General features: G+C 69.2%; 3 protein-coding genes. 2 read left to right on the top strand and 1 reads right to left on the bottom strand.

Annotated elements, in window-relative coordinates:
• On the bottom strand, positions 1-594 hold a 594-nt coding region (locus AC1D12_RS31585; RefSeq protein WP_477845129.1), incomplete at its 3' end, for a LysM peptidoglycan-binding domain-containing protein.
• A gap of 208 nt (positions 595-802) precedes the next feature.
• On the opposite strand from AC1D12_RS31585, the gene def reads away from it, so the two are divergent.
• Positions 803-1,315, top strand: a complete 513-nt coding sequence (gene def, locus AC1D12_RS31580; RefSeq protein ID WP_047507706.1) for a peptide deformylase — start codon at positions 803-805, stop codon at positions 1,313-1,315.
• Between the two features lie 13 nt (positions 1,316-1,328).
• Positions 1,329-2,156 (top strand): methionyl-tRNA formyltransferase (fmt, locus tag AC1D12_RS31575; RefSeq protein WP_477845128.1); only part of this gene is annotated, 828 nt, incomplete at its 3' end.

Here is a 2,156-nt window from a genome sequence, read left to right as displayed (position 1 = left end):
CACATAGGCCTTGTCGCCACGCGCCAGCAGCACGCGGGCTTCCGGCGTCGCGACAACGCGCGGCGCCTTCGCGAGTTCGTTCTCGTCGACGATCACGGCCTCGTTCAGGAACGGCTCGATCAGGTTGAGTGCGATCGCCGGGATGCCGTCGCGCGACAGGTCGCCTTCGCGCACGCGCGGCGACAGCCTGACGACGCCGCCCTGCTCGCCGGAGCCGACGCGCAGGCGCGCACGGCCGTTGGCCTTGTCGAGGAACAGCACCTGGCCCGGGTAGATCAGGTGCGGGTTGCGGATCTGGTCGAGGTTCATGCCCCACAGCTCGGGCCAGCGCCACGGGCTGACCAGGAACATGCTGGAGATGCCCCACAACGTGTCGCCGCTCTTCACGGTGTACGAATCGGGCGCATTGGGGGACAGGTCAGACAGCGCGACGCCGGCTTCGGCCACCTGCTGCGCGGTGCTGCGCTGCTTGGGAGTGATCGGGTAGTTGCCGGCTTGTGCGTTCGCGGTCGCGGAACCGAAGCAGACGCCCAGCGCAACGGTGATGGCGGCAGCCCGGGGGAACGACAGGGCGATACGGTGGCTTCGGGTCATGAAGGTAAGTCTCCGGGCGCTCAGGCAGCACAATGCTGCGTTGTGCGGTTAACTGAACCGGGCCGCGGCACGATGCCTGCGGCTCAGCGAAAATCTTCATTCAGTTTCACAGATTCTGCCCCTAAACCCTTGATATCGCAACGAAATTGACTTCCGGACACACCTCGCGTGCGTCCTGTCACGCCGTCCGGCGTTGCGCGTTTCCCACATGGCCAAGCTCGTTATCCTCCGTTACCCCGATCCCCGCCTGCACACCGTGGCCAAGCCCGTCACGCAAGTGGACGCACGCATCCGACAGCTTGTCGACGACATGCTGGAGACCATGTACGAGGCCGACGGCGTCGGCCTGGCGGCGACGCAGGTCGACGTCCACGAACGCGTGATCGTGATCGATACCTCGGAACGCCGTGACGAACCGCACGTCCTGATCAACCCCGAGCTGACCGCGCTCAGTGAAGAGATGGTGACCGGCGACGAAGGCTGCCTGTCGGTGCCGCAGGTCTACGACAAGGTGCCGCGCCACGCCCGCGTCAGCGTGCGGGCGCTGAACCGCGCCGGCGAAAGCTACGAGTTCGACGCCGAAGGCCTGCTCGCGGTGTGCGTGCAGCACGAGATGGACCACCTGCTGGGCAAGGTGTTCGTCGAGTACCTGAGCTCGCTGAAGCGCGACCGCATCAAGACCAAGATGCTGAAGCGCACCCGCGACGAACAGCGTCCCTGAGCGGCCTGCCCCGATGCGCGTCGTCTTCGCCGGCACCCCTGAGTTCGCGCAGGTCGCACTGGCCCGCCTGCATGCCGCCCGCTTCGAGATCCCGCTGGTGCTGACCCAGCCGGACCGCCCGGCCGGCCGTGGCATGAAGCTGCAGCCGTCGCCGGTGAAGGCATTCGCCGAAAGCCATGGCATCGCGGTCGCGCAGCCGCGCAGCCTGCGCCTGGACGGCAAGTACCCCGACGATGCCGCCGCTGCCCGCACGGCGCTGCTGGCCGCCCGCCCCGACGTGATGGTCGTGGCCGCCTACGGACTGATCCTGCCGCAGTGGGTGCTCGACCTGCCGGCACGCGGCTGCCTGAACATCCATGCCTCGCTGCTGCCGCGCTGGCGCGGCGCGGCGCCGATCCACCGCGCGATCGAGGCCGGCGACACGCAGACCGGCATCACGATCATGCAGATGGATGCCGGGCTCGACACCGGCGACATGCTGCTGGTCGAGACACTGCCGATCCGGCCGGCCGACACCACCGCCAGCCTGCACGACCGGCTGGCGCCGCTCGGCGGCCGGCTGATCGTCGAGGCGCTCGAGCTGGCGGCCTGTGGCGGCATGCCGCGCACGCCGCAACCGGCCGAGGGCGTGACCTACGCGCACAAGATCGACAAGGCGGAGGCCGCGGTCGACTGGGCACTGTCCGCCGACCAGATCGAGCGCCGGCTGCGCGCCTTCGACCCGTTCCCCGGCGCCACCGGCCTGCTGGAGGGCGAGACGGTGAAGCTGTGGCGCGGCGAAGTCCGCGCCGGCAGCGGCGCACCCGGCAGCGTGCTGGCCAGCGGCCCCGATGGCCTCGAG

The sequence above is a fragment of the Rhizobacter sp. P1_G5 genome, assembly GCF_056405435.1.
The sequence above is the reverse complement of the archived record's forward strand: the minus strand, read 5'-3'. Positions and strand labels throughout refer to the sequence as shown.